This window comes from Wolbachia endosymbiont of Tuta absoluta (assembly GCF_059414725.1).
Genome location: NZ_JBNRJY010000439.1, coordinates 1 through 799, shown reverse-complemented (window position 1 = coordinate 799; position 799 = coordinate 1). Strand labels below are relative to the sequence as shown.

The window sequence follows — 799 nt, the reverse complement described above, 5'->3', positions numbered from 1 at the left end:
CATAACATAGGCACCAGTTCGTTATTTGTTTTTAGTATCGGTCGGTTATTCAGGGATAATGTCGTTCTCTAGCTGCATTGACGGCCAATCTGGCGCAGTGGTAGTGCGACTGCCTGCGACGCAAAGGTTCCGGGTTCGATCGATCTGGTGTTATTTCTCGAGATGTAATTTCTCCACTTTCATTCCCTACTTCATTGGTAACATGTTTGCCTCTATCATTTTCATTCCCTACCTTAATACTAGGTTTATCTGTACCGATTCTTTTCTCATTTTTACATTCTTCAGCTGCTTTTTTATACCACTCAGTCTCTGCTTTTGCCATGTTAATTTTACACTTTAAAAGTTCTTCTTTTACTTCTTCAATCTTACTCTGCATCACTTCTTCTTTCTCCTGTTCAATTTTGTACCTCAAAATTTCCTCTTTTGCTAGTTTAGCTTCTAATTTTGCTTGTTCAGCTTCTGCTTTAATATCATCACATTTTTCCTGATTAATTGCCTGTCCACCGTTTTCTTTCATCTTCTCAGCATTTTTTTTACACTGTATTAACTCATTTTTTGTTGCCTCAGCTTCATTCTTAGTTTGTTCTACCTTCTCTCTTTCTTCTTGAAACTGTAATTTTAACTTATCAACTTCTGCTTTTGCTTCATTCTTAGTTTGTTCTACCTTCCCTTTCTCTTCTTGAATCTGTAATTTTAACTCATCAACTTCTGCTTTTGCTTCATAAGCTTCTTTTTATCGTTTTTCTCACTAAACTTTATCTTCTAAAATAATTAAATTTAAATAATAAAATTCTTATTT

Annotated in this window: 1 protein-coding gene; it reads right to left on the bottom strand. The window is 34.4% G+C overall.

Translation table 11 applies throughout. From position 1 onward, the window contains the following. Window positions 1–49: 49 nt before the first annotated feature. Window positions 50–517, bottom strand: a complete 468-nt coding sequence (locus ACJ5GX_RS04755) for a hypothetical protein (RefSeq protein WP_495292753.1) — start codon at window positions 515–517, stop codon at window positions 50–52. Between the last annotated feature and the right edge of the window lie 282 nt (window positions 518–799).

Excerpts from the sequence above, each read along its gene's own strand:
- ACJ5GX_RS04755 (WP_495292753.1), bottom strand. The coding sequence starts at position 517 with ATGAAAGAAAACGGTGGACAGGCAATTAATCAGGAAAAATGTGATGAT.